This window comes from Streptomyces sp. NPDC058579 (genome assembly GCF_042718575.1).
GTDB lineage: Bacteria > Actinomycetota > Actinomycetes > Streptomycetales > Streptomycetaceae > Streptomyces.
The window spans coordinates 132,646-158,026 of record NZ_JBHXPI010000001.1 but is presented as its reverse complement, the minus strand read 5'-3'; the positions used below and the strand labels follow the sequence as shown (position 1 = coordinate 158,026).

24 protein-coding genes and 1 tRNA gene are annotated in these 25,381 nt (G+C 71.5%); 13 read left to right on the top strand and 12 right to left on the bottom strand.

All coding sequences use genetic code 11. The features are described 5' to 3' along the window. Positions 1–21 precede the first annotated feature (21 nt). The 6 genes from ACFWRO_RS00745 (at position 22) to ACFWRO_RS00720 (ending at position 7,370) form a co-directional block, all read left to right on the top strand. The gene (locus ACFWRO_RS00745; RefSeq protein WP_384503011.1) at positions 22–477 is read left to right on the top strand and encodes a hypothetical protein; all 456 of its coding nucleotides are present in this window, start codon (positions 22–24) and stop codon (positions 475–477) included. Then, positions 474–2,474 (top strand): tetratricopeptide repeat protein, encoded by a 2,001-nt coding sequence (locus tag ACFWRO_RS00740; protein ID WP_384503010.1) that lies wholly within the window; start codon positions 474–476, stop codon positions 2,472–2,474. Before ACFWRO_RS00745 ends, ACFWRO_RS00740 begins: the two co-directional genes overlap by 4 nt. Before the next feature lie 222 nt (positions 2,475–2,696). Next, positions 2,697–3,968, top strand: a complete 1,272-nt coding sequence (locus ACFWRO_RS00735) for an aspartate kinase (protein ID WP_362005903.1) — start codon at positions 2,697–2,699, stop codon at positions 3,966–3,968. Continuing rightward, positions 3,965–5,044 (top strand): aspartate-semialdehyde dehydrogenase, encoded by a 1,080-nt coding sequence (locus ACFWRO_RS00730; RefSeq protein WP_384503007.1) that lies wholly within the window; start codon positions 3,965–3,967, stop codon positions 5,042–5,044. Before ACFWRO_RS00735 ends, ACFWRO_RS00730 begins: the two co-directional genes overlap by 4 nt. 290 nt (positions 5,045–5,334) lie before the next feature. After that, the gene (locus ACFWRO_RS00725; RefSeq protein WP_384503006.1) at positions 5,335–6,096 is read left to right on the top strand and encodes a SigE family RNA polymerase sigma factor; all 762 of its coding nucleotides are present in this window, start codon (positions 5,335–5,337) and stop codon (positions 6,094–6,096) included. Positions 6,097–6,275: 179 nt separating this feature from the next. After that, a complete protein-coding gene (locus ACFWRO_RS00720) occupies positions 6,276–7,370 on the top strand; it encodes a hypothetical protein (protein ID WP_384503004.1) in 1,095 nt (364 codons plus the stop codon). A gap of 136 nt (positions 7,371–7,506) precedes the next feature. Here the strand turns inward: ACFWRO_RS00720 and ACFWRO_RS00715 are convergent, their stop codons facing one another. From ACFWRO_RS00715 to ACFWRO_RS00680, 8 genes are all read right to left on the bottom strand, one after another. Next, positions 7,507–8,247, bottom strand: a complete 741-nt coding sequence (locus ACFWRO_RS00715; RefSeq protein WP_384503002.1) for an SURF1 family protein — start codon at positions 8,245–8,247, stop codon at positions 7,507–7,509. 22 nt (positions 8,248–8,269) lie between these two features. After that, positions 8,270–10,087 carry a S9 family peptidase gene (locus ACFWRO_RS00710; RefSeq protein WP_384503000.1) on the bottom strand — a complete coding sequence of 606 codons (1,818 nt, stop codon included), beginning with the start codon at positions 10,085–10,087 and terminating at the stop codon, positions 8,270–8,272. A gap of 83 nt (positions 10,088–10,170) precedes the next feature. Next, entirely contained in the window at positions 10,171–10,464 is a 294-nt protein-coding gene (locus tag ACFWRO_RS00705) for a DUF6191 domain-containing protein (protein ID WP_362005913.1), read from the bottom strand. A 474-nt stretch (positions 10,465–10,938) separates the two neighbouring features. Next, positions 10,939–11,157, bottom strand: coding sequence for a hypothetical protein (locus tag ACFWRO_RS00700; RefSeq protein WP_384502998.1), 219 nt, complete (start codon positions 11,155–11,157; stop codon positions 10,939–10,941). A 59-nt stretch (positions 11,158–11,216) separates the two neighbouring features. Next, positions 11,217–12,287: a serine/threonine-protein kinase gene (locus tag ACFWRO_RS00695; protein ID WP_384502997.1), complete on the bottom strand. Its 1,071-nt coding sequence runs from the start codon at positions 12,285–12,287 to the stop codon at positions 11,217–11,219. Between the two features lie 134 nt (positions 12,288–12,421). Next, positions 12,422–13,132, bottom strand: coding sequence for an organomercurial lyase (merB, locus tag ACFWRO_RS00690; protein WP_384502995.1), 711 nt, complete (start codon positions 13,130–13,132; stop codon positions 12,422–12,424). 111 nt (positions 13,133–13,243) lie between these two features. Then, positions 13,244–13,317: transfer RNA gene (locus ACFWRO_RS00685), tRNA-Pro, on the bottom strand. A 399-nt stretch (positions 13,318–13,716) separates the two neighbouring features. Further along, on the bottom strand, positions 13,717–14,655 hold the full coding sequence (locus ACFWRO_RS00680; RefSeq protein ID WP_384502993.1) for a metallophosphoesterase: 939 nt from the start codon (positions 14,653–14,655) through the stop codon (positions 13,717–13,719). A gap of 73 nt (positions 14,656–14,728) precedes the next feature. Here ACFWRO_RS00680 and ACFWRO_RS00675 point away from each other — a divergent pair, with 73 nt between their 5' ends. Beyond that, positions 14,729–15,193 (top strand): GatB/YqeY domain-containing protein, encoded by a 465-nt coding sequence (locus ACFWRO_RS00675; RefSeq protein ID WP_384502992.1) that lies wholly within the window; start codon positions 14,729–14,731, stop codon positions 15,191–15,193. A 74-nt stretch (positions 15,194–15,267) separates the two neighbouring features. On the opposite strand, the gene ACFWRO_RS00670 is transcribed toward ACFWRO_RS00675, so the two are convergent. Next, complete coding sequence (locus ACFWRO_RS00670) at positions 15,268–17,520, bottom strand: transglycosylase domain-containing protein (protein WP_384502991.1); 2,253 nt, start codon at positions 17,518–17,520, stop codon at positions 15,268–15,270. 548 nt (positions 17,521–18,068) lie between these two features. Between ACFWRO_RS00670 and ACFWRO_RS00665 the strand changes: the two genes are divergently transcribed. Beyond that, positions 18,069–18,413 (top strand): WhiB family transcriptional regulator, encoded by a 345-nt coding sequence (locus ACFWRO_RS00665; protein WP_015034550.1) that lies wholly within the window; start codon positions 18,069–18,071, stop codon positions 18,411–18,413. Between the two features lie 35 nt (positions 18,414–18,448). Here ACFWRO_RS00665 and ACFWRO_RS00660 read toward each other — a convergent pair whose 3' ends face one another. Both ACFWRO_RS00660 and ACFWRO_RS00655 read right to left on the bottom strand, forming a co-directional pair. After that, positions 18,449–19,825 carry an ArsA family ATPase gene (locus tag ACFWRO_RS00660; RefSeq protein ID WP_384502990.1) on the bottom strand — a complete coding sequence of 459 codons (1,377 nt, stop codon included), beginning with the start codon at positions 19,823–19,825 and terminating at the stop codon, positions 18,449–18,451. Next, positions 19,822–20,784, bottom strand: coding sequence for an ArsA family ATPase (locus ACFWRO_RS00655; protein WP_384502988.1), 963 nt, complete (start codon positions 20,782–20,784; stop codon positions 19,822–19,824). Before ACFWRO_RS00655 ends, ACFWRO_RS00660 begins: the two co-directional genes overlap by 4 nt. Before the next feature lie 72 nt (positions 20,785–20,856). Between ACFWRO_RS00655 and ACFWRO_RS00650 the strand changes: the two genes are divergently transcribed. The 5 genes from ACFWRO_RS00650 to ACFWRO_RS00630 all read left to right on the top strand — a co-directional run bounded on the left by ACFWRO_RS00650 (position 20,857) and on the right by ACFWRO_RS00630 (position 24,384). Continuing rightward, a complete protein-coding gene (locus tag ACFWRO_RS00650) occupies positions 20,857–21,015 on the top strand; it encodes a DUF4177 domain-containing protein (protein ID WP_017947820.1) in 159 nt (52 codons plus the stop codon). After that, positions 21,015–21,527 carry a RidA family protein gene (locus ACFWRO_RS00645; RefSeq protein ID WP_384502987.1) on the top strand — a complete coding sequence of 171 codons (513 nt, stop codon included), beginning with the start codon at positions 21,015–21,017 and terminating at the stop codon, positions 21,525–21,527. Before ACFWRO_RS00650 ends, ACFWRO_RS00645 begins: the two co-directional genes overlap by 1 nt. 99 nt (positions 21,528–21,626) lie before the next feature. Continuing rightward, positions 21,627–22,568: an NUDIX hydrolase gene (locus ACFWRO_RS00640; protein ID WP_384502986.1), complete on the top strand. Its 942-nt coding sequence runs from the start codon at positions 21,627–21,629 to the stop codon at positions 22,566–22,568. Then, positions 22,565–23,395, top strand: coding sequence for an MBL fold metallo-hydrolase (locus tag ACFWRO_RS00635; RefSeq protein WP_384502984.1), 831 nt, complete (start codon positions 22,565–22,567; stop codon positions 23,393–23,395). The genes ACFWRO_RS00640 and ACFWRO_RS00635 overlap by 4 nt, the downstream gene beginning before the upstream one ends. A gap of 104 nt (positions 23,396–23,499) precedes the next feature. Beyond that, the gene (locus tag ACFWRO_RS00630; protein ID WP_384502982.1) at positions 23,500–24,384 is read left to right on the top strand and encodes a prohibitin family protein; all 885 of its coding nucleotides are present in this window, start codon (positions 23,500–23,502) and stop codon (positions 24,382–24,384) included. A gap of 74 nt (positions 24,385–24,458) precedes the next feature. On the opposite strand, the gene ACFWRO_RS00625 is transcribed toward ACFWRO_RS00630, so the two are convergent. Continuing rightward, positions 24,459–25,133, bottom strand: coding sequence for a Crp/Fnr family transcriptional regulator (locus ACFWRO_RS00625; RefSeq protein WP_384502980.1), 675 nt, complete (start codon positions 25,131–25,133; stop codon positions 24,459–24,461). Positions 25,134–25,381: the final 248 nt, after the last annotated feature.

Here is a 25,381-nt window from a genome sequence, read left to right as displayed (position 1 = left end):
CCGCGCTGCAATCATGGACGCATGACAACGCAGCCGCAGCCGCGCATGCGGTCAAAGGCACTCCTGTGGACCGGCGTTGGCGTCGGTGTCGTCGGGATCGGTGCGCTGATCGCCGTCGCCCTCGCCGACCTCGGCAAGGCCGACCAGATCGCCAGCGTCACCGGGGCCGTTCTCGCCGCCGTGGGCATCGGGCTCACCCTCTGGGGGCAGTTCGGCCGGGGCGCAGCCGCCCCGCCGCCCGCGCCCAGCGTCACCGCCTCGGGCGCCGGCTCCGTAGCCGCGGGCGGCAACATCGGGTCCGTGGCCACGGGCAGCGGTACGACCCCCGCACCTGTACCCGCCCCCGCACCGAACCCCACGCCCACCCCCAACCCCACGCCCACCCCGCCGCCCGCCCAAGGGCCCGTCACCGCGTCCGGTGATCGTTCCGTCGCCGCCGGGGGTGACATCGGGAGCGTGTCGACGGGCGACGCGTGACCGGCACCGAGCACCCCGCGCGCGCTGAACGCCCCCGCGAGCCCCGCGTCGAGGCCGCCGGGGACCGGGCCGTCGCGGCCGCGGGGAACATCGGGCGGGTCGTGACCGGGGACTACGTCACCCAGGTCGAGCGCGCGATCCTGCTCCCGCCGGAGGCACTCGCGCCCGCCGTCTGTCCGGACGGGCTGTCCAAGATCCCGCGCAAGGCCGTGCGGTTCGTCGGGCGTGAGCGGGAACTGCGGTGGCTGGACGTCCACTTGGGCACCGCAAGCACCCCAGGCACCCCGGATCACCGCTTCGCCGTCGTCCGCGGACTCGGTGGCATCGGGAAGTCGTCGCTCGCCGCCCGCTGGGCGGACCGGAGGGGCCACCACCCCACCTGGTGGATCACCGCCGAGAGCCGCGCCGACCTCGACACCGGGCTCGCCGCCCTCGCCGGGGCCATGCAGCCCGCACTGATCGACGTACTCCCGCAAGAGGCCCTGCGGCAGCGGGCGTTGCAGTGGCTGGCCACGCACGACGGGTGGCTGCTCGTGCTCGACAACGTCACCGAGGCCGCCGACGTCGAGGACCTGCTCTCCCGGCTCGCCGGACGCGGCCGGGTCCTGATCACGACCCGGCACGCGGCCGGCTGGCACGGTCTCGCCGAGGTCCTGGACCTGACCGTGCTCGACCCGGACGAGTCGTACGCGATGTACACCATGTACGCGCAGGCCGTCAGCGGTCTCGGGCCCGGGGACGGCCGCCACGTGGAGACGGTCTGCGCCACGCTCGGGCACCTGCCGCTCGCCGTGGCCCAGGCCGCCGCCTACTGCGGCGAGACGCGCACGACGCCCGCCGAGTACCTCGACCAGCTCCGCCGGTACCCCGGCGACGGGCAGGAGGCCGTCGCACGGACCTGGCGGCTCACCCTGGACCGGCTCGTGGCCGCCGATCCGCTCACTGGGACCCTGCTGCGGGTCCTCGCCTGGTGGGGGCCCGACCGGATCCCCCGGCAGCTGCTCGACCGGCTCGGGCCCACGCCCGTCGTGCGCCGCGCGGTCGGGCGGCTCGCCGCGCACAGCATGGTGACGGTGCACGACGACGGCGCCGTCTCCGTACACCGGCTCGTGCAGTCCGTCGCGCGCACGGCGGACGCACACGATCCGCACCGGCGGGCCGAGGACATCGACGCGGCCCGCGCCCTCGCGGAGGAGACGCTCACCGAGGCCGTGCCCCGGGGTGTCGCGGGCGCGGCGGAGTGGGGCGCGTGGCGCGAGCTGTTCCCGCACGTGGAGACGTACCTCGCGCAGGTCGACCCGGCGGCCGACACCGCGCGTACGGCCGCGCTCGTGGACCGGGCGGCCTGGTTCCTGGTGGAGCACAGCGACCTGCTGCGAGCGGTGCACTGGTTCGACCGGGCCGTCGAATGCCGGGAGCGCGTGCTCGGCGCGGACCACCCGGACACCGTCGCCAGCCGCCAGGGCATCGCCGAGTGCTGGGCCATCGAGGGCGAGCTGTGGGAGTCGGCCGACCTCCAGGCGCGGGTCGTCGCCGACCTGGAGCGGGTCCTCGGCGAGGACCGCGCGGAGACGCACATGGCCCGCGGCAGGCTCGCGGTCACCTGGCGCCAGATGGGCGACAAGGACGGCGCGGTGGCCCTGCTGGAGCGCGCGCTCGCCGGGCTCGAAGGGCTGCTCGGCCCCGACCACCGGGACACCCTGCGGGTGCGGAGCAACCTGGGCGTCGCCTACCAGGACGCCGGGCGCCTGGAGCAGGCGATCGCCCTGCACGAGCGGACGCTGGGCGAGCGCGGGCGGCTGCTCGGTCCGGACCACCCGGAGACGCTGACCTCCCGGCTGAACCTGGTCCGGCTGTACGAGGCCGTGGGGGAGGTCGAGAGGGCGGCTGAGGAGTTCGACGCCGTGGTCGCCGACTCCGTACGGGGGCTCGGGGACGAGCATCCCTTCACTGTCCACCTGCATCACGTACGCCCACCTGGGAGTCCGTGGTGGTGACGGTGCCGGAGGCCGGCGGCTCGTGTGAGACAGGGCACACCTCCGCGTACCGCCGCGCCCGGCGGGCATGCGGTCCCCCACGGGCGGCCCGGGTCCTCCCGACGTGATCACGTCCTGAGCGGGACATCTCAGGATGCGATATGCGGTCGGCGATCCCGGGCCGCTCGTTAAACTGAGCCGACCGCAGTAATGACTGCGGCTAAGACTGATCGAGGAGCGCACGTGGGCCTTGTCGTGCAGAAGTACGGAGGCTCCTCCGTTGCCGATGCCGAAGGCATCAAGCGCGTCGCCAAGCGAATCGTGGAAGCCAAGAAGAACGGCCACCAGGTGGTCGTCGTGGTCTCCGCGATGGGCGACACGACGGACGAGTTGATCGATCTCGCCGAGCAGGTATCCCCGATGCCGGCCGGGCGTGAGTTCGACATGCTGCTGACCGCCGGAGAGCGGATCTCCATGGCCCTGCTGGCCATGGCGATCAAAAACCTGGGTCACGAGGCCCAGTCGTTCACGGGCAGCCAGGCCGGTGTCATCACCGACTCGGTCCACAACAAAGCGCGCATCATCGATGTCACGCCGGGCCGGATCCGTACCGCCCTCGACGAGGGCAACATCGCCATCGTCGCGGGCTTCCAGGGTGTGTCCCAGGACAAGAAGGACATCACCACGCTCGGCCGCGGCGGCTCGGACACGACCGCCGTCGCGCTGGCCGCCGCGCTCGACGCCGAGGTCTGTGAGATCTACACCGACGTCGACGGCGTCTTCACGGCCGACCCGCGTGTGGTGAAGAAGGCGAAGAAGATCGACTGGATCTCCTTCGAGGACATGCTGGAGCTCGCCGCCTCCGGCTCCAAGGTGCTGCTGCACCGCTGCGTCGAGTACGCACGTCGTTACAACATCCCGATCCACGTCCGCTCGTCCTTCTCGGGGCTGCAGGGAACCTGGGTCAGCAACGAGCCGCAAGGGGACCGCAAGGTGGAGCAGGCCATCATCTCGGGCGTCGCCCACGACACCTCCGAGGCGAAGATCACCGTCGTCGGCGTGCCGGACAAGCCGGGCGAGGCCGCGGCCATCTTCCGTGCCATCGCGGACGCCGAGATCAACATCGACATGATCGTCCAGAACGTGTCGGCCGCGTCGACCGGTCTGACGGACATCTCCTTCACCCTCCCCAAGGCCGAGGGCCGCAAGGCCATCGACGCCCTGGAGCGGACGAAGAACGTCATCGGCTTCGACTCGCTGCGCTACGACGACCAGATCGGCAAGATCTCCCTGGTCGGCGCGGGCATGAAGACGAACCCGGGCGTCACGGCCGACTTCTTCCGGGCGCTCTCCGACGCCGGGGTGAACATCGAGCTGATCTCCACCTCGGAGATCCGTATCTCGGTCGTCACCCGCGCCGACGACGTCAACGAGGCCGTGCGCGCCGTGCACACCGCCTTCGGTCTGGACAGCGACTCCGACGAGGCCGTCGTCTATGGAGGCACCGGCCGATGACCCGTAAACCGACGCTCGCGGTCGTCGGTGCGACCGGAGCCGTCGGTGCGGTCATGCTCCAGATGCTCACGCAGCACGCGGACGTCTGGGGCGAGATCCGACTCGTCGCCTCTCCGCGTTCGGCCGGCGCCAAGTTGGCCGTACGCGGGGAGGAGACCGAGGTCCTCGCGCTGAGCGAGGAGGCACTGCAGGGCGTCGACCTCGCCCTCTTCCTGGTGCCCGAGGACATCGTGGCGCGCTGGGCGCCGATCGCCGCCGCCAAGGGCGCGGTGGTCGTGGACACCTCGGCGGCGTTCCGGGCCGACCCGGACGTGCCGCTGGTGGTCCCCGAGATCAATCCGCACGCCGTACGGGTACGGCCCCGGGGCATCGTCGCGAGCCCCGGCTGCTCCACGCTGCCGCTGATCGTCGCCGTGGGCGCGCTGCACGCCGAATTCGGGCTGGGCGAGCTGGTGGTGACCGCCCAGCAGGCCGCGAGCGGGGGCGGGCAGGCGGGCGTCGCCGCGCTGCGCGCGCAGCTCTCGCTGGTGGCAGGGACCGAGCTCGGCACGCACCCCGGAGACGTCCGGCGGGCCGTCGGCGACGACACCGGGCCGTTCGCCGGTCCCGTCGCGCTCAACGTGGTGCCCTGGTCGGGGGAGCTCTCGGCGGACGGCTGGTCCTCCGAGGAGCTGGCGCTGCGCGCCGAGACCCGCAAGATCCTGGACCTTCCCGGGCTGCCCGTCGCCGCGACCTGCGTCCGCGTCCCGGTGGTGACCGCGCACTCGATCTCCGTGCACGCGCGGTTCGAGCAGCCGGTGAGCGTCGAGCGGGCGCACGAGATCCTGGCGACCTCGCCGGGCGTGGTCCTCTTCGACGATCCGGCCTCGGGCGCCTTCCCCACGCCGGCCGACGTCGTGGGCACGGACCCGGTCTGGGTGGGGCGGGTGCGCCGGTCGATGGACGACGAGCGGACGCTCGAGTTCTTCGTCTGCGGCGACAACCTCCGCAAGGGCGCGGCGCTGAACGCCGTACAGATCGCGGAGTCGATCATTCGCCCCGAGAGTCCGGAGCGTCCGGAAATCGGCGACGGCTGATCGTTCACTTTTGTAGGATCTGTGAACGACCTGTGAGCAAGTCGGCTCCAGATGCCCCTTGAACTGGGGTGACGCCATGTCCGACGATGCTCTTCACCCTTGCCGCAACCGAGAGTTGGGTGGGGGACGTCTCTTTGCGCACCCAGGTGGTGTGTCTTTGGTGTGTCGCAGTACGGGCTGTGAAAACGGGGCATTGGGGATGAACGAGTACGCATGAGGGCAATAGGTGCACCGTCAAGAACGGTGGCGTACTCGTACAACCCTGACGGGGGGAAGCGTGTCCAACAGGCGTGGCAGAGGTACTCGATATCGCGGCGGTCGTCCCGCTCCGCGGCACGTTCACGGTTCCGGCACGCGCCGGCAGCGGCTTGGGCAGCGCTGTGGGCGGCGGCTTGGGCAGCGCCTTGGGCAGCGGCGTCCCTGTGGTGCGCCCGCTCCGGCGGCCGCGTCCGGCGACCGGCGGCATGCCGGTGATCGCCCCCATGCCCGCGGGGACCAGGGCGGCCGGTGTGTCCGGCATACCCGCGCCCCGCGAGAGCGCTGAAGGCATCGTGTCCGCGGGCACCTCCGTCGATCACCTGACCGAGACCTACCGAGCGCACTACCGCTCGCTGTTGGGTCTCGCCGCGCTGCTCCTCGACGACACGGCCTCCTGCGAGGACGTCGTCCAGGAGGCGTTCATCCGCGTCCACTCCGCGCGCAAACGGGTCCGGGACCCTGAGAAGACCCTGGCCTATCTGCGCCAGACGGTCGTCAACCTCTCGCGCTCGGCCCTGCGCCGCCGCATCCTCGGGCTCAAGCTGCTGTCCAAGCCGATGCCGGACATGGCGAGCGCGGAGGAGGGCGCGTACGACCAACTGGAGCGCGACGCCCTCATCAAGGCGATGCGTGGACTCCAGCGGCGGCAGCGCGAGGTGCTTGTCCTGCGATACTTCGCGGACATGACGGAGGCCCAGGTGGCCGAGACCCTCGGGATATCCCTGGGGTCGGTGAAGGCGTACGGCTCGCGTGGCATCGCGGCGCTGCGCGTCGCGATGGAGGCGACGGCATGAGCCCCGGCGGCACGGATCCTCGCGGTACGGGCTCCGGTGGCACGGATCCCGGCGGTACGGGGTTCGGCGGCACGGACCCTGGCGGTACAGGTCTCGGCGGTACGAGCTCCGGCGGCACGGGCTCCGGTGGTACGAGTTCCGGTGGTACGAGCGGACTGCCCGACGGTGAACGCGACGACATGGGACACAGGATTGTGAACGACCGGCCGGACAACGAGCGGGCCGACGGCCACGACGACCTCTTCGACGGGGACGAACTGGCGCTGCGGCGGCTGCTGCAGGGCGCCGTGGGCGACCTCCAGCCCTCCGACGGCGCCCTCGACCACCTGCGCCGGGCCGTCCCCGCGCGGCGCACCCGCAAGCGCCAGGCCGTCGTCGGCTTCGCCGCGGCCGCCGTGCTGATCGGCACGGCCGTGCCCGCCCTCGTGCACGTCGCCGGCTCCGGCGGCATCACCGCCGACCAGGCCGTCAACGCCGGCCACGGCGAACAGGCCCAGGGCGGCACCGGCTCCGAGACCGGCGTCGAGGGCGGCGGGCAGGGCGCCGGCAAGCCGAGCGGCACCGCGGCTCCGAGCCAGGGCGCCTCCGCCGGCGGGGGCCAGACGGAGGACGCCGCCAACGGCGCCACGGGCTCCGGTTCGAGCTCCCCGGCGGGCTCCCTGCCGGTCTGCGCGGCAGGGCAGTTGGCCGTCGGCTCGGCGCAGGCGGGCGGCCCCGACGCCCAGGGGAAGGTCTACGGCACCTTCCGCATCTCCAACGTCTCCGGCAAGGAGTGCGTGGTCGGCGGCGACGGCACGGTCGGCTTCCAGGCGCTCGGCGCGGCCGACCCGTCCAAGATCACGGTCGTCTCGCACACGGCCGGGGACGCGGCGAGCGGACTGCCCGACCCCTCCCAGGAGTCGCCCACGCTGCTCCTGAAGCCGGACAACGCGTACGAGGTGAAGTTCGCCTGGGTCCCGGCGGCGACCTGCCCCACCACGGGCACCCCGGACCCCGGCCCCGGCCCGGACCCGACGCCGACTCCCACCCCGGATCCGACCCCGTCCCCGACGAAGGACGCCGGCGACGGTACGTCGACGGGGGCCTCGGGCTCGACCGGCAACGGCGAAGTGGTCGACGGCACGGCCCCGCAGCTCGTCATGGACGGGACGCCCGCCGACGGCAGCGTCGCGATCAGCCACACCGCCGACCCGGGCGCCCCCCAGGCGGCCACCACGATCCCGAACGCGTGCGCCGGCACCATCTACCGCACGGGCGTCCTGGACGCGTCCTGATGCCGACGCCGGGCCGCCTCGACGCCGGTGGTCCCTGGGGCGCCGGCGGTCTCTGGAACGCCGCCGGCCCTCAGAACGCCGACGGTCCTCAGAACGCCGGCGGTCCTCAGAACGCCGGCGATCCCCAGCGGGGTGTCTAGAGCCCCAGCGCCTCGTCGCGCTGGGCCTCCGCCTCGCGGCGCAGCAGGCGGAACCACATGAAGACGACGAAGCCGGCGAAGACGAACCACTCCGCGGTGTAGCCGAGGTTCTGGAACGCCTTCAGGTCCAGCGACGTGCCCGCCGCGGCCGCCGCCGGGACGGGGGTCAGCCCGGCGGGGGAGTCGGTGAGCGTGACCCACGCGTCGAAGACCTCGTCGGGGACCACGTTCACCAGCGACCCCGCGCTGATCATGGCGAGCTGGCCCTCGGGGAGACCGCCGGCCGCGCGGACCCCCTTCGTGCCCGTGGTCTCCGAGGCCTGGAGCGCGCCGACCACGGTGACCTCGCCCGACGGCGGGGCCGGCGCCTTCGCGCCGACCGGCAGCCAGCCCCGTACCACCGGCAGGGACTTGCCGCCGTCCGTCTTCAGCAGCGTCAGGACGTACGAGCCCGCGCGGCCGTCCAGCTCACGGTCCGGCACCAGGAACTGCCGGTCGTACCGCCCGCTCACCTGCGCGTGCCGGCCCGACGTCTCCTTGTCCACGGGCAGCAGCGCGGCCAGCGGCTCGGTCTTCAGCGTGCCCGGGTCGGGGGCCCGCTCCGCCTCCTGGTGGGAGTCGACGCGGTCCTCGAACTTGCCCATCTGCCACGTCCCCATGAACAGGCAGAACGGGATCGCCAGCAGGACGAAGACGTTGATCCCCCACCAACGGGGCGTTCTCAGGAACCGGTACACCCCTCCACGGTACGCAGCCGCCTCACCCCCCGACCGGCCGGGTCCCCAGGTGACGCGCGGCGAAGGCGAGCTCCTGGCGGACCTGCTTGATCCGCTCCTCCACCACCAGGGAGCCGTGCCCCGCGTCGTACCGGTACACCTCGTGGACCGCGTCCCGGGCGACCAGCCGGTCCACGTAGTTGTCGATCTGGCGGATCGGGCAGCGCGGGTCGTTGACGCCCGCCGAGATGTACACCGGGGCCGTGACCCGGTCCACATACGTCAGCGGGGACGAGGCCTCGAACCGGTCCGGCACGTCCTCGGGCGAGCCGCCGAAGAGCGTCCGGTCCAGCGCCTTCAGGGCCTCCATCTCGTCCGCGTACGCCGTCACGTAGTCGGCGACCGGGACGGCGGCGAGCCCCACCGACCAGGCCCCCGGCTGCGTGCCGAGCCCGAGGAGCGTCAGATACCCGCCCCACGAGCCACCGGACAGCACCAGCTTGGCCGGGTCGGCGAGCCCCGAGGCGACGGCCCACTCACGGACCGCGGCGATGTCCTCCAGCTCGATCAGGCCGACGCGGTGCTTGAGCGCGTCCGTCCACTCCCGGCCGTAACCGGTCGAGCCGCGGTAGTTGACCCGGACCACCGCGTACCCGTGGTCGAGCCAGGCCGCCGGGCCCGAGGCGAAGGCGTCGCTGTCGTGCCAGGTGGGACCGCCGTGCACCTCGAAGACCGTCGGGAACGGCCCCTCGCCCTCGGCCGGCCGCTGCACGAGCGCGTGGATCCGGCCGCCCGGGCCCTCCACCCACACGTCCTCCACCGGAATCGAACCGGGCGCCTTCGGGCCCGGCGGGTCGAGGACGACCCCACCGGACGTCGAGCGCACGCTCGCCGGCTCCGCGGCCGAGGACCACAGGTACTCCACGGCGCCGTCGGGGCGGGCCGTGGCCTCCGACACCGAACCGGCCGGGGTCTCCACCCGCGCCAGGGCACCTGTCGCGATGTCGTAGCGCCACAGCTCGCTGCGCGCCTCGAAGCTGTGGACGATCAGCAGGCCCGTGCCGTCGACGTACCACTCCGCCGCCACGTCGCCCGGCAGGTCGAGGCGGAGGTCGGTCTCCCGGCCCGTCGCCACGTCCCACAGCATCGGCTCCCAGCGGCCGCGCCGCTGGTGTCCGACGAGCAGCCGGGTGTCCCCGTCCACCGGCGCGAAGCCGAGCACGGAGAGCCCCAGCTCCTTCGTGCCGCCCTTGGAGTCGTCCAGCTCGGCCACCACCGAGGAGTCCTCGGTGCGCAGCACCCGCAGGGCCTCGTGCATCGCGTCGCCGTGCTCGGTGTGCTCGATCACGAGCAGCGAACCGTCGTGCGAGAGGTCGCCCACCCCGGCCGACTCCGGGTGCCGGTAGATCTCGACGGGCGCCGCCCCGCCCCGTACGAGATGGATCGTCGAGCCCTCCTCGTCCGTCGAGCGGCCGACGACCACCGTGCCCTCACGGCCGATCGCGAGCCCGGCCGGATACGAGGGCGCGAGCCCGGGCACCGCGGGCTCGTCCGCGCCGCCCTCGAAGGGCTGGCGCATCCAGACCCCGAACTCGTCCCCGTCCTTGTCCGAGAACCACCAGATCCATCGCCCGTCAGGCGACAGCGTGCCGTCCGTCGTCCCGTTCGGCCGGTCCGTGACCTGCCGCTGGACACCGGTCGCCCGGTCCCAGGCGTACAGCTCGTACGTCCCCGTCGCGTTGGAAACGAACAGCGAACGATCGGGCGCCTCCTCGGCCCACTCGGGCAGGGAGACACGGGGGGCCCGGAACCGCTGCTCCCAGGCGGGGATGTCGTTGATCATCTCGTTGCTCTCGGTCATGCCCCCCATCATGCTCCGATCGGCGGACATTCCGTCGCCCACGTCCGCAGCCTGTGGATAACTCGCCGCAGCCCGCCCCCCGGCTACGTCCGCGCGCGGGTGCGGATGACCGCGCGTCCGCCCGCCAGATCCACCGTCGAGCGGTTCGGCGGGGCGCCGTCCTCCTCGTCGTCGCGCAGGACGAGGGCGCTCTGCCGCTCCTTGAGCTCGTTCTGCTTGCCCTGCGAAAACGTGGCGTGCAGCTGCTCGAAGCCGGTCGACGAGACCTGCCCCGTCCGCCGGCCGCGCCCGGTCATGCGCAGGATCTGGTCGGCGAAGGCGACCACGGTGAGCAGAATGACCAGCCCCGGCAGCGTCACGAACACGGCGAACTCCATGCGCGCCATTGTCCGGGGGCGGTCCGCGCCGGGCTACCCCTCCTGGCTTCCCTCCGCCGCCGACCAGGTGTCCGGCCGGACATGGTGGATACGCCGCCCGTCGGGGCCGAGGACCTGGGAGCCGAGCTCGCGGACGCGCAGGGAGAGGGTCGTGCCCGCGATCCGGAGCCCGGGACGGCACCCACCTCCGGCTCGGCTGCGTCGTCGGGGCGACCTGCGCGGCCGAACTCGTAGCCCGCCTGCGGATCCTGACCAGCCGCCCGAGAGGCGCGGCCCATCTGCTGGGCGCCGTGGACCGGTTGCGGACGTCGGCCTTCGAAGACGCGTACAGCGCCGCACAGTTCAGCGCCCCGGTGCGCCGCCACAGCGACAGCGCGCTCCGCGAGGCGCTACCGGCCCGGGAGCTGACCAGGGCGTACGAGGAGGGCGCCCGCCGAGGCCTGGAGGAACTGGTGCGGGAACCCCGTAAGGGGCTCAGTTCTGGGACGGTTCGGAACCCGCCCCAGGCCCGGGCGTCGGCTCGGACGCCACGTCGATCGTCTTCGACATGCGACTGCGTACGACGGCGGTGCCGATGGCGCCCGCGACGGCGGCGGCGCCGAGGCCCAGGGCGAGGGCGGACGGGCCGGAGTCGGAGACGACCTCGGCGGGAACGGTGGCCGCCGCCTCGGCGGCTGTTTGGAGGGGGTGCATGTCCCCAGGGGACCGGACCGCCCCACCCCGGGCCACCCGGCGACCCCCGTTCGGGTCAATCACGACAGCCAGGCCATGCCGATCAGGAGGAAGACGACGAAGGCTATGCCGCCGGCCACGGCGGCGGTCTTCCGGGGCCGCCGCCGGGAGAGGGCGGCGAGCCCACTTTCCGTACGCCGGGCCTGCCGCCGGGAGCCGGCGCGGGGCGCGGGCTGCGCCGACCTCTGAGGCTGACGACGCATCGGCGGCTGAGGCGAACGATGCGTCGGCGGCCGTACCTGCGCCCGTACCTGCGGCTGAACCGGAGGCATCGGATTCCCCCGCCAGGCACCCGAGGTGAACCAGTCGGAGATGGCCTGGGCGGGAGGTCTCTGCTCGGGCTCCTTCGCCAGCATGGTGAGGAGGTACGCCTCGAACGCCGCGGGCAGCCCCACGCCGAGCTGCCGGGGCGGCGCGGGAGGCGTGTCGATGTGCTGGTACAGCAGGGAGGTGGCGGTGTCGCCCTGGAACGGGGGCCGTCCGGTGAGGAGTTGGTACAGCACACAGCCGAGCGAGTACACGTCGGAGGCAGGCGAGGCGGCCCGGCCGAGGGCGCGCTCAGGGGCGAGGTAGAGACCGGTGCCGACGATCTGGCCGGTGGTCGTGAGCGCGGCGGAGGGGTCGTCGACGAACCGGGCGATCCCGAAGTCCGCGAGTTTCACGGTCCCGTCGCCGTCGAGCAGCAGGTTCCCGGGCTTGATGTCCCGGTGCACGACGCCCTCACGGTGCGCGGCGGCGAGCCCGGCGGCGGCGTGGCCGGCGACGACGGCCACTCGCTCGGCCGGCAGCACGAGGGGCGGCGCTCCACGCTCGGAGGCGAGGCTGGCGCCTTCGACCAACTCCATGACGAGGAACAGCTTTCCGTCCCACGTACCGAAGTCGAAGACGCCGACGACGTGGGGATGACTGAGCCGTGCGGCGGTCTGCGCCTCAAGACGGAACCGCTCGCCCGCGGAGGGATCGTGCTCGTGCCCGAGCATCAACTTCACGGCCACGGACCGCCCGAGCACCTCGTCGGTGGCCTGCCAGACCTCGCCCATGCCGCCACGCCCGACACACGTTTGAAGCCGATATCGGTCCGCGACCAGCACCTGAGACCCAGCCTTTCGACGGTCGACTACCTGGTCGACAACCTGACAGCAGCACGCGCCGCCGTCCGGCACCGATGCCGTAACAGCGTAGAGCCGCTTGATCGACTCCGAACACACGCCCCGTGGAGCGGCACCTACTCGGGCAGTCCCCAGAACGCCCCATGCAGACCGACTTCAGCGAAGTAGGCGGTGGCGGAGGAGGGATCGCGGCGGGTGTACCCCGGTTGGAGGCGCCCGCTGTACCAGTCACGGGCAAGGCGCCAAAGGGTGCCGAGCCCCATGACATAACCACGCTCCTCCCCGCTGAGCCGCAGCCACCTCTCGACGCACTCCCCGGAACAGAACAGCCGCTGATGAGCACAGGTGTGGACGACGTCGTCCCAGGCCCGCGCCATGGGGACGAGGAAGTGGGCCACTTGCCCGCCCGCCGGGGGCGCCTCCCGGCCGACCACCCAGGCGTGCGGGGTGTCGCAGGCTGGACAGCGGGTGGCGACCAGGACGTCGGGCTCGTCCTGAAGCAGGTGGGGCAGGGCGAACGAATCCCAGGCACAGCCGCCCCACCACAACGTGTGCGCCCCCATGACGGAGAACCCGAGCGGCACGGACGCGAAGGGATGCGCCATCACGACCCGGTCGGCGTCCTCGGGATCCAGAACCAGATCACGACTCTCGTGAAGCCCCCGCAGCTCCCGCCGCACCTGGTCCCCGGTGAGCCGCGTGAGCCCGGCAAGCTCCCCCACACCTGGCGCGCCCCCGGTGCGCGCGAACCCGTGATAGACGGCCAGCCGAACCCTCTCGGCCCCACTCAGCTCCGCCGACACGGACGAGACCGCGTTCCCGCTCATCCCGTGGCTCCTTCCTAGGCCGAGCCCCGATCGAGCCCTCCATGCCCAGGAAACCACTCAGGGGCCCGACCCGCTCTCGCGGATCAGGCCCCTGACCTGGTGTTTCAGCTGTCGGGGTGGCGGGATTTGAACCCACGACCTCTTCGTCCCGAACGAAGCGCGCTGCCAAGCTGCGCTACACCCCGATGTCACTGCTCAGTTCTTCACGTCGCGGCGACATCGATTACTTTAGCCCACCGGCGCCCGGAGACGAAATCCGGTTTTCGCTGCCCCTCACCGCAGGTCGGACGTAGTCCAGGCCGGCGATCGCGAGGCCGAGGGCGTAGAAGGCGAGGCCCAGGACGAGGGCGTTGCGCCGCGGACCAGCGCGAGGGGCAGGTACGCCGCCGGGGCCGCGCCGATCGTGTGCCGGAGCTGGTTGGCGACCGCCTTCCCGCCCGTGGGCCGCGCGATCTCCGCGGCCTGGTTGAACTCGCTCGAACCGTTCGCCAGGACGAAGGGGAGGACGAGCCCCCACCGAGATGCACAGCAGCACCCCACCCGTCCGCGGCGGGGCCCTAGTGCCGTCGAGCCGGCAGAGACCGTCAGTCGCGTGCCGTCAGCGTCAGCAGTGTCGCCTCCGGCGGGCAGGCGAAGCGGACCGGGGTGAAGCGGTTCGTGCCGCATCCCGCCGAGACGTGCAGGAACGACGTCCGGCCCTCCACCGTGTGCGTGGAGAGGCCCTTCACCCGGTCCGTGTCCAGGTCGCAGTTGGTCACTAGCGCGCCGTAGAAGGGGACGCACAGCTGACCGCCGTGCGTGTGCCCCGCCAGGATCAGCCCGTAGCCGTCCGCTGTGAACGCGTCCAGCGTCCGCAGGTACGGGGCGTGCACCACGCCCATCGAGAAGTCCGCCGACACGTCCGGGCCGCCGGCCACCCGCTCGTACCGGTCCCGCTTGATGTGCGGGTCGTCCAGGCCGGTGAAGGCCAGGTCGAGACCGGGCAGCTTCAGCCGGCCGCGGGTGTTGGTCAGGTTCACCCAGCCCGCCTCGTCGAAGGCGTCCCGCAGATCTCCCCACGGGTTGTGCACCGCGCCCACCACCGGCTTGTTGCCGTTCAGGCCGTGCCGCCCCTGGGCCTTCTCCAGGAGGTAGCGGGCGGGGTTGCGCAGCCTCGGCCCGTAGTAGTCGTTGGAGCCGAAGACGTACACGCCCGGGAACTCCATCAGCGGGCCGAGCGCGTCCAGGACCTCCGGCACCGCGTCCGTGTCGGAGAGGTTGTCGCCGGTGTTCACGACGAAGTCAGGGCGCAGCCCCGCGAGCTTCTGCAGCCATGCCCGCTTCTTGCGCTGCCCGCACACCATGTGGATGTCGGAGACCTGAAGGACCCGCAGGTCGCGCATCCCGCGCGGGAGCACCGGGATCGTCACCCGGCGCAGCCGGAACGAGCGGGCCTCGAAGCCCGCCGCGTAGACGATTCCGGCCGCGGCCGTCGCCGTGAGACCTGCCGTGACCTTCAGGGGGATCCCGTACCGTGCGCGCATCCCCCCATCGTCGCAGACCCGATGGGCGGAAATGCGCGGGCGGTCGGGGCTCGGCACCTGACACACTTGGGGCATGACCACGCTCAAGGCCAAGCTCAAGGACGACCTCAACGCCGCCATCAAGGAGCGCGACGAGCTGCGCTCCTCGACGCTGCGGCTCACCCTCACCGCGATCACCAAGGAGGAGGTCGCGGGCACCACCAAGCGCGAGCTCTCCGACGACGAGGTGCAGAAGGTGATCGCCCGCGAGGCGAAGAAGCGCCGCGAGGCCGCGGAGGCGTTCGCCCAGGGCGGCCGCGCCGAGTCGGCCGAGCGGGAGAAGGCGGAGGGCGTGCTCCTCGACGCGTACCTGCCGAAGCAGCTCGACGACGCGGAGCTGGAGCAGATCGTCGCCGCCGCCGTCGCCGAGGCGAAGGCCGCGGGCGCCGAGGGCCCGCGCGCCATGGGCGCCGTCATGAAGATCGTGAACCCGAAGGTCGCCGGCCAGGCCGAGGGCGGGCGCGTGGCGGCCACGGTGAAGAAGCTGCTCGCCGGCTAGCCACCACGAGGCCGGACGAAAAGGGCGCCCCCCGCCGCGCGGGAGGCGCCCTCAGTCGTCACTGCCACATCCGGCTACGGGCCGTTGCCGCCGCCACCACGGCCGTCCCCGCCGCCGTTCCCGCCACCGTCTCCGCCGCCGATCACGCCCGGCGGGAGCGTGATCCCGGGGATGTTGGGCCGGTTCGGCTTGTTGGGCTTCCCAGGCTTGCCGTCGTCGCCGCCGGGCTTGTCCTTGTCCTTCTCCTCCGGCTTCTCGCCGCGCGGTACGGAGATGGGGGCGAACTGCGGCGTCTCGGAGGCGTCGAGCGCCCCGCGCATCGCGATCTTCCAGATCGGGCCCGGGAGGCAGCCACCACAGACCTTGGGGTAGTACTCGCCGCCGATGGTGATGTCGAACATCGACACCTTCTCGCCGACGTCGTCGCCGACCCAGACGGCCGTGGACAGGTTCGGCGTGTACCCGACGAACCAGGCGTCCTTGCGGTCGTTCGTCGTACCCGTCTTACCTGCGTTGTCGCGGTCGCTCAGACCGGCCCTCGTACCGGTGCCGTCCTCGACGACGCCCTTCAGCATCTGGTTGATGGTGTCCGCCGTCCGCTCGCTCATCGCCCGCGAGCACTCGGTCTGAGGCACCTTCAGCTGCTCGCCGTTGGCCGTCTTGATCGACTCGATGGCGATCGGCGTGCAGTACGTGCCCCGGTTGGCGAACGTGGCGTAGGCGGCGGCCATGTCGAGCGGGGTGGCCTCGATGGCGCCCAGCGTGATCGACGGGCTCTCCTTGACCTTCTTGCCCAGCTCGCGCTCGTACCCGACGTTCTTCGCCATCGTCACCGTCTCGCACAGGCCGGCCATCTGCTCCAGCTTGGCGAAGTAGGTGTTGATGGACTTGCCGAGCGCGCTCGTCATGTCCCAGGTGCCGGTCTCGGACTTGAGCTCGTTGCCGACCTTCCAGTCGGCGTAACCGGCCGGCTTGCCGTCGCAGCGCGTGTACGAGTTCTCCGGGATGTTGATCTCGTAACCGGTGGAGAAGCTCTGTGCCGGGCTCAGTCCCTTCTCCAGGGCTGCCGCGGCCGTGATCGGCTTGAAGGTCGAACCGGTCTGGAAGCCGTACGTCGTGCCGCCCATCTTGCTGCCGACGGCCAGGTTGAGCGTGGTCTGGTGCTGCTTCTGGTCGAGACCGTACGGCCGCGACTGACCCATCGACAGGATCTTGCCGCTGCCCGGCTGGACCTGGACGACCGAGGCGGCGACCTTGTCGTCCTCGTTGACATGGGCGACGGCGGCCTCGTTGGCCGCCTCCTGCGCGCGCGGTTCGAGCGTGGTCCGGACGGTCAGGCCGCCGAGGTTCCACAGCTTCTGCCGTTCCTCGACGGTCTTGCCGAAGACCGGGTTGTTGAGGATCGTCTTGCGCACGTAGTCGCAGAAGAAGCCGGCGCCGTCGACGGCGGTGATGCAGCCGTTCTTCGGGGTCTTCACCTTCAGCTTGATCGGCGTGGCCTTCGCCTTGTCCGCCTCGGCCTGGCTGATGTCCTTCACGTCGGCCATCCGCTGGAGGACCACGTTGCGGCGCTTCGTGGCTTCCTGGAGGTCGTTGATCGGGTCGAAGCGGCTCGGCGACTGGACGAGGCCGGCCATCATCGCGGCCTCCTCCACCTTCAGGTCGGCGGCGGGCTTGGAGAAGTAGCGCTGGGACGCCGCCTCGATGCCGTAGGCCTGCTGGCCGAAGAACGTGATGTTGAGGTAGTTCTCGAGGATCTTCTTCTTCCCCAGCTCCTCCTCGACCTGGATCGCGTACTTCAGTTCGCGAACCTTGCGGCCGATGGTCTGCTGGGTGGCCGCGGCGACCTTCTCGGGGTCGTCACCGGCCTCCTCGACGAAGACGTTCTTCACGTACTGCTGCGTGAGCGTGGACGCGCCCTGGGCCACGCCGCCCGACTGGGCGTTGCGGTTGATCGCGCGCAGCACGCCCTTGAGGTCGATCGCCCCGTGCTCGTAGAAGCGCGAGTCCTCGATCGCGACGATCGCCTTCTGCATGTACGGAGAGATCTTCTCCAGCGGCACGACCTTCCGGTCGCGCGAGTACACGGTGGCGAGGACACCGCCGTCCGAGTCGAGGATCGTCGTCCGCTGACTCAGGGGTGGCGTCTTCAGGTTGGACGGAATCTCGTCGAACCCCTCGACCGTCCCCTTCGCCGCCAGACCCAGTGCACCGGCCGCGGGCAGGGCGATGCCCGCCAGTACGGCTCCCGCGAGCACACTGACTCCGAGGAACTTGGCGGCCTGCTGGGTCCCGGTCAGACCTCCGCCCGAGCGCTTCTTTGCCATGGGGGCAGCCTAATCCGTAGTGATGAGCGTTCCGTAGGAGCGGGGGTCTCTCGGAGCGTTCGAGTACCAGACCGTGACATCCGGGAGCGTCAGGGGCACGTCCGGGAGGCTCCGGGGCCCGTCCGGGAGCGGTGTTCGCATTCGCCGGACACACGTGAATGCCTTGGCCTAAGCTGCTCCCAACTGTCACAGCAGTGTGGTTTTGCATCAAGGTCGAGGCAAGACCCGGGCGTGACATCGGCAGGAATTCCCTTGGCCCCGAACCTTGGGAACCCCCTGCCCGATTCCGCCCCATGCGTCACTCGACGCCCCAAGTGGCCCCGTCACAGTCGGGCGAACTGTACCGGTTCGCCGGTTTTGACACGCATGTCCATCGGTCACTCCTCTGGGTGATCTGCCGCGTACGCATAGTCCGTTCGGGCCATTCAAGATTGGGCCCGAAGGGGGTGTTGCGCTGTGCCCACCTTCCGTAACGTCACCAACTGGCAGCGGTGAATATGCCGCTACCGCCGTGGGGGAGCCTCGATTCGGGAGAGGACGGCGCCGGTATGGGCTGGGTAGCTGACTGGAGTGCGCAGGCGGCCTGCCGCACTACCGATCCGGATGAACTTTTCGTGCAGGGAGCGGCGCAGAACAGGGCGAAGGCGGTGTGCACCGGCTGTCCGGTGCGGACCGAGTGCCTGGCCGACGCCCTCGACAACCGCGTGGAGTTCGGCGTGTGGGGCGGCATGACGGAGCGCGAGCGCCGTGCCCTGCTGCGCCGGCGGCCGACCGTCACCTCGTGGCGTCGCCTGCTGGAGACCGCGCGGACGGAGTACGAGCGGGGAGCGGGCCTGCTGCCCGTGGCGATCGAGGACGACGCGACGTACGAGGCGTACGCGGCGGTGGGCTGACCGCCCGTCGCTCCTCGACACGGCAAGGTTTGAGCTCAGAGTGACGGCATCCGGCCCGCCGTGAGGCGGTCGCCGATGGCGCGGAGTCCGGACAGGTCGTGCACGTCGCCCGGCAGGGCGGCCACTTCGGCGACGGCCACCTCGGGGTGGAGCGCCGTGAACCGGTCTCGTGTGCGCTGCTCGCGCGCGAGCACCTGCATCCGCTCGGCATGGAGTCGGAGCAGGCCCGCGGTCAATTGCTGGATGTCCTGTGCATCGGATGCATCGGATGCGTCGGAGTCGGCGTGAACATCGGCCTTGTCGGCTGTGGGGGCAGCCTCGTTGCTCAGTGCGGAGGGGTCTGTGCTCGTGTCGGCGGCGGTCGTGGAGTCTGACGGCTCGTTGGGGGCGGTGGCACGGGAGCCACGCCCTCCAGTCTTCCCGGCCCCCTGATCCACAATGCGCCCCTCGTCAAGATTTTCCGCTGCGGCCCGCGCCCGCTCGGCCGAGAGCCGGGCGGCGCCACTGCCGTGCACGCGGTTGAGGACGAGCCCCGCCAGCGGCATCTCCTCGGCCGCGAGCCGCTCCACGAAGTACGCCGCCTCCCGCAGCGCGTCCCGCTCCGGCGTCGCGACCACCAGGAACGCCGTGCCCGGCGCCTGGAGCAGCTTGTACGTCGCGTCCGCCCGGGTCCGGAAGCCGCCGAACATCGTGTCCATCGCGGCCACGAACGTCTGCACGTCCTTCAGGAACTGACCCCCGAGCAGCTTCCCCAGCGTCCCCGTCATCATCGACATCCCGACGTTCAGGAACTTCATCCCCGCCCGGCCGCCCATCTTCGCCGGGGCCATCAGGAGCTTGATGAACTTCCCGTCCAGGAACGACCCGAGCCGCTTCGGCGCGTCCAGGAAGTCGAGCGCGGAGCGCGACGGCGGGGTGTCGACGACGATCAGGTCCCACTCGTCACGGGCCCGCAGCTGCCCGAGCTTCTCCATCGCCATGTACTCCTGCGTACCGGCGAAACCGGCCGACAGGGACTGGTAGAACGGGTTCTCCAGGATCGCCCGGGCCCGCTCGGCGTCCGCGTGCGCCTCGACGATCTCGTCGAAGGTCCGCTTCATGTCGAGCATCATGGCGTGCAGTTCACCGCCGTCGGAGCCCTTGATGCCGTCCACCTTGCGCGGCACGTTGTCCAGCGAGTCGATCCCCATCGACTGGGCGAGCCGGCGCGCCGGGTCGATCGTCAGGACGACGACCTTGCGGCCCCGCTCCGCCGCCCGTACGCCGAGGGCCGCCGCGGTCGTCGTCTTCCCGACGCCGCCCGCGCCGCAGCAGACGATGATCCGGGTGCCCGGGTCGTCGATGAGCGGATCGAGTTCGAGTACGGGGACGGAGTCCAGACCGTTCGCCGTGCCGTTCACCGGACCCGTCACACGCCCACCCCTTGTCTCCGCAGCTCCTTCGCCAGCCGGTACAGGCCCGCGATGTCCGCCCCGTCCCCCAGGAAGGGGAGTTCGTACGACGGTACGTCCAGCTCCATGAGCACCGCCCGCTGTTCGCGCTCCAGCTCCACCCGCTGCGCGTGCTCGGCCGCCTGCTCCAGGAGCGGCTCGACCAGCTTCGTACCGCCCCGGATGCCCGCGCCGGCGAGGGTGCGCGCGATCGCGTCCCGGTGGTCGCCGGAGGCCGCCCGTACCGCCGCCTCGTCGAGGACGTGCGGGCGGACCATGTTCACGATGACACCGCCCACCGGCAGTTCGGCCCCGCGCAGCTCCGCGATGCCGTCCGCGGTCTCCTGGACCGGCATCTCCTCAAGGACGGTCACCAGGTGCACGGCCGTCTCCGGGGACTTCAGGACGCGCATCACGGCCTGGGCCTGATTGTGTATCGGGCCGATCCTGGCCAGCCCGGCCACCTCGTCGTTGACGTTGAGGAAGCGGGTGATCCGGCCGGTCGGGGGCGCGTCCATGACGACGTGGTCGTAGGTGTAGCCGCCGTTCTTCTCGCGCCTGCGGACCGCCTCGCAGGCCTTGCCGGTCAGCAGCACGTCCCGTACGCCGGGGGCGATCGTCGTCGCGAAGTCGATCGCGCCGAGCTTCTTCAGGGCCCGGCCCGCGGTGCCCAGCTTGTAGAACATCTGGAGGTAGTCGAGGAGCGCGCGCTCGGCGTCGATGGCCAGCGCGAAGACCTCACCGCCGCCCGGGGCGACGGCGATCTTGCGCTCCTCGTACGGCAGCGCCTCCGTCTCGAAGACCTGTGCGATGCCCTGTCTGCCTTCGACCTCCACGAGGAGGGTCCGCTTGCCCTCCGTCGCGAGGGCGAGCGCGAGGGCGGCGGCGACCGTCGTCTTACCGGTACCACCCTTGCCGCTGACGACCTGGAGCCTGCTCACGCCTTCGAGCCTAACCACTGGAGCGCTCGCCTAAGCAGGAGGCTGCCTGTGGCAGCGGATACAGTCGGCTCCATGACCAAGTGGGAATACGCGACCGTGCCCCTTCTCGTGCACGCGACGAAGCAGATTCTGGACACCTGGGGCGAGGACGGGTGGGAGCTCGTCCAGGTCGTTCCCGGCCCGAACAACCCCGAGCAGCTCGTGGCCTACCTGAAGCGGGAGAAGTCCTGATGAGCGGCGCCGCGAACGGAAACGGCACCGGCAGCGGCACCGGCTCCGGCACCGTCGAGGCGAAGCTCGCCGAACTGGGCCTGACCCTGCCGGACGTCGTGCCTCCGCTGGCCGCCTACCAGCCGGCCGTGCAGTCGGGCGTCTACGTCTACACCTCGGGCCAGCTCCCGATGGTGCAGGGCAAGCTTCTGGCGGCCGGCAAGGTCGGCGCGGAGATCACCGCCGAGGAGGCCAAGCAGCTCGCCGCCACCTGTGCCCTGAACGCGCTCGCGGCCGTGAAGTCGGTCGCCGGTGACCTGGACCGGATCAAGCGGGTCGTGAAGGTCGTCGGCTTCGTCGCCTCGGCCGCCGACTTCACGGGCCAGCCCGGCGTCATCAACGGCGCCAGCGAGCTGCTCGGCGCGGTCCTCGGCGACAAGGGCGTGCACGCGCGCAGCGCGGTCGGCGTGGCCGTGCTCCCGCTCGACGCCCCGGTCGAGGTCGAGGTCCAGGTGGAGCTGATCGAGGCCTGACGGCCCGTACCACCGCCCGTACGTTCATCGAGAGCCGGTTCTCCCGCCCAGGGGGAATCGGCTCTCGTGCATCACGGTAGTTGCGCATACCATCCGGCCATGCCGAATGGTCAGTGGTACCCACCGGAATGGCCCGACCGCATCCGCGCCCTGGCGGCGGGCGAGCTCACGCCCGCGGCCCCCAGGCGGGCGGCGACCGTCCTGCTGCTGCGCGACGCCGCCGAGGGGCCGCACGTCCACATGCTGCGGCGGCGCACCTCCATGGCCTTCGCGGGCGGTGCGTACGCGTATCCCGGCGGCGGTGTCGATCCGCGTGACGAGCACCCGGTGCGCTGGGCCGGGCCCTCCTTGGAGAGCTGGGCCGAGCGACTCGGCGTCTCGGGTACGCAGGAGGCGCAGGCGATCGTCTGCGCGGCCGTGCGCGAGACCTTCGAGGAGGCGGGCGTGCTGCTCGCCGGTGGGACCGCCGACTCCGTGGTGGACGACACGACGGGGGAGGACTGGGAGAAGGACCGGGAGGCGCTGGTCGCCCGCGAGCTGTCGTTCGCGGACTTCCTCGAACGGCGCGGCCTTGTGCTGCGCTCCGACCTGCTCGGCGCGTGGGCGCGCTGGATCACGCCGGAGTTCGAGTCCCGGCGGTACGACACCTGGTTCTTCGCGGCCGTCCTTCCGGCCGGCCAGCGCACCCGCGACGTCTCGACCGAGGCGGACCGCACGGTCTGGATCCGCCCGGCGGAGGCGGCGGCCGGTTACGACCGGGGCGAGCTGACGATGATGCCGCCGACCGTCTCGACCCTGCGCACGCTCGCGCCCTTCGCCTCGGCCGCGGAGGCGCTGGCCGCCGCGGGGGACCAGGACCTGACCCCCGTACTGGCGCGGGCGCGCCTCGAAGGCGACGAGCTGATCCTGAGCTGGCCGGGCCACGACGAGTTCACCAAGCACATCCCGACGGGCGGGGGTGCGGGTGGGGACGCGGGCGAGGCCGCCGACCCCGGCACGGACCGGGGCACGACACCGGGGTCCGCCGGGGGTGCGCGGTGACCGCCGCCGGTGCGCTGCCCGGGCAGCCCCGGGGCGCGGTCGTCTCCGGGCCCGCGACCGCCCGTACCGTCAACGTCCTCGCGCCGAACCCGTCCGCGATGACCCTGGACGGCACCAACACCTGGATCGTCGCCGAGCCCGACTCCGACCTGGCCGTCGTCATCGACCCGGGGCCGCTCGACGACGGCCACCTGCGCAACGTCGTCGCGACCGCCGAGAAGCTGGGCAAGCGCGTCGCGCTCACGCTCCTCACCCACGGCCACCCCGACCACGCCGAGGGCGCGGGCCGGTTCGCGGAGCTGACCGGGACTCGGGTACGGGCCCTGGACCCGGCGCTGCGCCTCGGCGACGAGGGCCTCGGCGCGGGGGACGTCATCACGGTCGGCGGCCTGGAGCTGCGGGTGGTGCCGACGCCCGGCCACACCTCGGACTCGCTCTCCTTCCATCTCCCCGCCGACCGCGCGGTCCTGACGGGCGACACGATCCTGGGCCGCGGCACGACGATCGTCGCCCACCCCGACGGGCGGCTCGGCGACTATCTGGACTCGCTGCGCCGGCTGCGCTCGCTCACCGTCGACGACGGGGTCCACACCGTGCTGCCGGGCCACGGGCCGGTCCTGGAGGACGCCCAGGGCGCGGTGGAGTTCTACCTCGCGCACCGCGCGGGCCGCCTCGCACAGGTGGAGACGGCCGTCGAGAACGGCCACAGGACCCCGGCGGAGGTCGTCGCCCACGTCTACGCGGACGTGGACCGCTCGCTGTGGCCGGCCGCCGAACTCTCCGTACGGGCGCAGCTGGAGTACCTGCGGGAGCACGGCCTGATCTGACCCCGTACCGCTTCCGCACCACTTCCCACCCCGAGGGCGCACGGCGCACGGCTGGTGCTTTACGCTCCGTTTACTTGTGGCCGTAGCTCTCGGGGGGAAAGCCCGTGTTCGTCATATCGATTCTGCTGCTCGTCGCAGCGGTCGTGCTGTTCTTCGTCAGTAGGTCCAACGGCTCGAAGGGGCTGAAGCTGGGCGCGCTCGGCGCGGTCCTCGCCGGCGCGTTCTCACTGATCGCCTCCATGACGTACGTCGTCAGCGCGTACGAGGTCGGCGTCCCGGTCGCCTTCGGCAAGGTGGGCCAGCCCATGACCTCGGGCATGCACGTCAAGTCGCCGTTCACCGACGTCACGACGTTCTCGACGCGTCCCGTCGACCTCAACCTCTCCGACAAGGACGTGGTCGAGGTCCGCTCCTCGCAGGGTGGCGTGATGGAGGTCGAGGTGACCGTGAAGTGGGCGGTCACGCCGTCCAAGGCCGTCGAGCTGTACCGGCTCGCGGGCAGCGAGGAGTTGATCCAGACGCGGCTCGTCTACCCGGACAGCCGGGAGATCGTCCGCAACGTCTTCGCCCGCTACACGAGCGAGCAGGGCTACGCGAGCGACCGCGAGAAGATCAACGCCGAGATCGGCACGCTCATCAAGGAGCGCCTCGCCCCGCGCGGCATCGACGTCACCGCCGTCAACCTGCGCAACGTGAAGCCCTCGGCGGCCCTGCAGACCCAGATCGACCGCAAGATCCAGCAGCAGCAGGCGACCGAGCGCGCCACCGAGGCGGCCCGTACGGCCAAGGCGGAGTCGGACCGGCGCCGTATCGAGGCCGAGGGCATCGCCCGCGCCAACAAGATCCTCAACGAGTCGCTGACCGACAAGGTCCTGGCGAACCAGTGCATCGAGGCCTACAAGGAGGCCGCCGCGAAGAACCCGGTGTACGCGGTTCCGTGCGGCAGCGGCACGGGGACCCCGGTGATCGTGGACGGTTCGAAGCGGTAGTCGTCGATACGCGTACGAGGAAGGCCGCCCGGTCGTCGACCGGGCGGCCTTCTCCGTACGTAGTACGGGAGCTGCTACCGCGAGCGCTTCGCGAGGCGCTCCACGTCCAGCAGGATCACGGCGCGGGCCTCCAGGCGCAGCCAGCCACGCTGGGCGAAGTCCGCCAGGGCCTTGTTGACCGTCTCACGGGAGGCGCCGACCAGCTGGGCCAGCTCCTCCTGGGTGAGGTCGTGGACGACGTGGATGCCCTCCTCCGACTGCACGCCGAAACGGCGCGACAGGTCGAGGAGCGCGCGGGCGACACGGCCCGGCACGTCGGAGAAGACCAGGTCGGACATCTGGTCGTTGGTCTTGCGGAGCCGGCGGGCGACCGCGCGCAGCAGCGCGGTGGCCACCTCGGGGCGGGCGTTCAGCCAGGGCTGGAGGTCGCCGTGGCCGAGGCCGAGCAGCTTGACCTCGGTCAGCGCGGTCGCGGTGGCGGTGCGCGGGCCCGGGTCGAAGAGCGAGAGCTCACCGATCAGCTCGCCGGGGCCGAGGACGGCCAGCATGTTCTCGCGGCCGTCGGGCGAGGTGCGGTGGAGCTTCACCTTGCCCTCGGTGACCACGTACAGGCGGTCGCCGGGGTCTCCCTCGTGGAACAGCGCGTCGCCACGGGCGAGCGTCGCCTCACTCATCGAGGCGCGCAGCTCCGAGGCCTGCTCGTCATCGAGCGCCGCGAAGAGCGGGGCGCGCCGCAGAACGTCGTCCACGAGTTCTCTCCTATGTCGACCTGCTCAGGGGACCTTGATCCCATGATGCCGGACGCACAAAACAGTGCGATCAATCACAACAAGTTTGACGTACTGAACCGCCCGTCCGTACGTCAGGGCCCCGATTGGGTCCTCATCGGCCGTGCCCGGGGCGGATGTCAGTGTCGGCCCTTAGGCTGGCCGGGTGTCCAACTCGCCGGTGAGAGCGCAGGCCAAGGGGGCTGGAAGAGTGTCCGCGAAGGGTAATT

Bases quoted from the DNA above. Each gene is read 5' to 3' on its own strand.
- ACFWRO_RS00650 (WP_017947820.1), top strand. From the start codon at position 20,857: ATGACCAAGTGGGAATACGCGACCGTGCCCCTTCTCGTGCACGCGACG.
- ACFWRO_RS00730 (WP_384503007.1), top strand. From the start codon at position 3,965: ATGACCCGTAAACCGACGCTCGCGGTCGTCGGTGCGACCGGAGCCGTC.
- ACFWRO_RS00710 (WP_384503000.1), bottom strand. From the start codon at position 10,087: ATGACCGAGAGCAACGAGATGATCAACGACATCCCCGCCTGGGAGCAG.
- ACFWRO_RS00670 (WP_384502991.1), bottom strand. From the start codon at position 17,520: ATGGCAAAGAAGCGCTCGGGCGGAGGTCTGACCGGGACCCAGCAGGCC.
- ACFWRO_RS00700 (WP_384502998.1), bottom strand. From the start codon at position 11,157: ATGCACCCCCTCCAAACAGCCGCCGAGGCGGCGGCCACCGTTCCCGCC.
- ACFWRO_RS00640 (WP_384502986.1), top strand. From the start codon at position 21,627: ATGCCGAATGGTCAGTGGTACCCACCGGAATGGCCCGACCGCATCCGC.
- ACFWRO_RS00705 (WP_362005913.1), bottom strand. From the start codon at position 10,464: ATGGAGTTCGCCGTGTTCGTGACGCTGCCGGGGCTGGTCATTCTGCTC.
- ACFWRO_RS00645 (WP_384502987.1), top strand. From the start codon at position 21,015: ATGAGCGGCGCCGCGAACGGAAACGGCACCGGCAGCGGCACCGGCTCC.
- ACFWRO_RS00665 (WP_015034550.1), top strand. From the start codon at position 18,069: ATGGGCTGGGTAGCTGACTGGAGTGCGCAGGCGGCCTGCCGCACTACC.
- ACFWRO_RS00745 (WP_384503011.1), top strand. From the start codon at position 22: ATGACAACGCAGCCGCAGCCGCGCATGCGGTCAAAGGCACTCCTGTGG.
- ACFWRO_RS00680 (WP_384502993.1), bottom strand. From the start codon at position 14,655: ATGCGCGCACGGTACGGGATCCCCCTGAAGGTCACGGCAGGTCTCACG.
- merB (WP_384502995.1), bottom strand. From the start codon at position 13,132: ATGAGCGGGAACGCGGTCTCGTCCGTGTCGGCGGAGCTGAGTGGGGCC.
- ACFWRO_RS00675 (WP_384502992.1), top strand. From the start codon at position 14,729: ATGACCACGCTCAAGGCCAAGCTCAAGGACGACCTCAACGCCGCCATC.
- ACFWRO_RS00720 (WP_384503004.1), top strand. From the start codon at position 6,276: ATGGGACACAGGATTGTGAACGACCGGCCGGACAACGAGCGGGCCGAC.